This is a genomic window from Variovorax sp. P4_B10 (genome assembly GCF_056402375.1).
Genome location: NZ_JBFUHN010000171.1, coordinates 1 through 2481, shown reverse-complemented (window position 1 = coordinate 2481; position 2481 = coordinate 1). Strand labels below are relative to the sequence as shown.

Annotated in this window: 2 protein-coding genes and 2 pseudogenes; all 4 read right to left on the bottom strand. The window is 47.5% G+C overall.

All coding sequences use genetic code 11. The annotated features are described in order from the left end of the window. Positions 1-708, bottom strand: a pseudogene (locus tag AC1DXX_RS33280) (hypothetical protein); the annotation flags it as partial. A 43-nt stretch (positions 709-751) separates the two neighbouring features. Beyond that, positions 752-1486 carry an FG-GAP repeat protein gene (locus tag AC1DXX_RS33275; protein ID WP_478138463.1) on the bottom strand — a complete coding sequence of 245 codons (735 nt, stop codon included), beginning with the start codon at positions 1484-1486 and terminating at the stop codon, positions 752-754. A 33-nt stretch (positions 1487-1519) separates the two neighbouring features. Next, a complete protein-coding gene (locus tag AC1DXX_RS33270; RefSeq protein ID WP_478138462.1) occupies positions 1520-1897 on the bottom strand; it encodes a hypothetical protein in 378 nt (125 codons plus the stop codon). Between the two features lie 140 nt (positions 1898-2037). After that, positions 2038-2481 (bottom strand): annotated as a pseudogene (locus tag AC1DXX_RS33265) (hypothetical protein); the annotation flags it as partial.

The window sequence follows — 2481 nt, the reverse complement described above, 5'->3', positions numbered from 1 at the left end:
GCCATCGGCTTTGATCGGTTTGCCGTGAGGATCAACAAGGTAGCCCAGTTGTCCCAGCTTGGTCTGAAGTTCCACCACATCCGATCCATGGACACCATGATGCCCACGATGGTGGTGTCCATGGTGCTTTTCTCTCGGTGCGACCTCATGGACTTGCACTCCGTGCTCTTTTGCGGCCTTCACCAAATCCGGAACTTTCTTCTCCCAATCGCGCGCATAACCTGCAATCAGTCCTGCTTTGTCAGTTCCATTGATGATTCTTCGGGCACCTTCGTAATTCGCGTGTTTGTCATTAATATATTTAGACAATTCTTTGCCTGTGAACAAACCATCTCGCATACCCACTACAGCAATTTTTGAGGCTATTTCCGGATCTTTGGCTTTTCCCGGGTGTCGTACCAATTCGTCGCCAAGACCAATGGCTTCGCCAAGAGCCCGATAGTTGCGCTCGTGGGTCACATGCACATAGCCGCGTCCGAAATACTCCGTACCGCCTTGATAACGCAGCTTTTGCGCCTGATGGCGACCATCAATTTCTTCAGGTTTCTGGAAATTCATGGTCTCATGCTGGGCAGTCGCCAGCACGTAGGCAATCTGTCTCCCATCCGTTATGCCATTTTCCAGGCAAGCCTTGATCAGAAGATCAACAGACTGATCCTTGGTAATGTTGAAGTGATTTTCGTTATGCCTGTTCGGTAGGGTTGCCATTTTATATCTCCCTGATGTGAAACTAATTGAACTGGCGGCGAAGTTACTGCACTGATCGCCTTGAAACAGAAGTCCGCCACTTGCCATCGCTCTTTCGCTTGGTCACCACTTTAAGCATATTATCGCTGTCGGGAATTGGCGTTTCCGTAATTGATTCCACCAAATCCAGACGGTTGTTTGAAAACGCATATTTTTTGGTGCTGTGTTCGCAACATCCGGATTTTGAAGAGGCCACGATGCGCCCATCTTCAATTTCAAACATCCCCGACGAATCAACGGTAAGCTTTGAAAGTGCCTTGCTGAATATCATTCTGCCTGCGGGCTTGTCATACAAATACACATGGTATGAAGCGCCGCCATAGCCAGCTTGGTTGCCYGACCAAATGGCAATGTCTTCGATTCCATCGTTATTGAAGTCACCCAGCATCGCTGTGTAGGACTCACTGCGATCCTTTTTTTGATAGGGGTTGGCAAAGTTGTAAAATAAATGCTTTCCGTCGCCGAGAATATTGCTCAATTTTATGGTTTGAAAGACTGTTTTGTCTCTCTTGTGATAGAGCGCAATGGTGCCCGTGCCTTTGCAATTTTGTTCAGTGTGTGTTTGCGAGTGCACATCGCAACCTGAAAGTTGAACATCGAAGTCATAGGCGGTTGAGTTGCTTGTAAATAGCGAGAGTTCTTTCTGTGCTAGCGCAGGCAAGCCCGCCAGCCCCAGCAAAGCCCCCATCAAGACAGGCAAAGCTGCGCGCTTCGACCATTTCCACTTGTAGTATTTCATTTCGTATGATGCAGCGTACGATTGAACAGAAAATCACTCATCGACATCGTCGATACGGCTGTAAGTTCCGCAAACATTCGTATGGGGTTGACCGCGCGAAGTCGCAAACAGGCGCTTGGCCTGGATGATGGCATTCGACTTTAATTCGAAGCGATCTTCAACCATGCGCGCTTCAGCATAAGGTGCGGTGTAATAGCCGCCGCCGTACGTTCCGGATATTTCCCAACCGCTGCAACTGAAAAAAGCTGCCACCTTGTTGCCAGATTTGTTAGTAAAAGTGCGAGTGGGACTGCGTCGCATGGCAGTCACCAATTCCTCATAGGTCTTGCCCTTGTGGTAACTGGCTGTGCCGGCGCAACCCGTTAACGTTACCAAGGTCGCCAAGAAAATTAGGAAAAAATATTTTTTCATTTATAGGTTAAATATATTTATTTAATTTTAATGATTGTCATGCTAAATTCTCATCTGGCGCCAGGCAATTCCAGTGGAAATAATTTAATCGAACACGCCAAGAATTGATTGCCGATGGTACGTACCTGCTGATTTGAATGTTATTCGAACTTTTCTTCGACTTTGAGCGTGATTGAAAAACTGCCTTTCGAGCCATCTGGAATGTCAGAACGATTGACGTAACCGTCAAAAATGGTCCTGTCATCGGCTGAGTAAAATTGATTGGGGAAGAAGCGAGTGACGGGGTTTTTATCCATGTCGTCTCGATAGGTGATGGTGGGGTCGACATTGATGCTGGGGTTGAGCGTAACGCTGGCCTTCTTCAGGTCAGCGCCAACGAGTCCCGCCACCCAATGACACTTGCCTTTGCCGAAATAGTCTTCATTCACCAGTAAATCGGTAAAAACCTCACCCTTGTAAATCGAATTGCTGATGCGTCTCAATGCAAATGGTACCTGTTCGCCAAGCGTGAAAAAGCTACCATTTTCGTAAACGATTGGCACGCATCGGCTATCCGTCACTTTGTAAAATACGCGCCCTTCAAT

Coding starts and splice junctions, on each gene's coding strand:
- AC1DXX_RS33270 (WP_478138462.1), bottom strand. CDS start 1,897: ATGAAAAAATATTTTTTCCTAATTTTCTTGGCGACCTTGGTAACGTTA.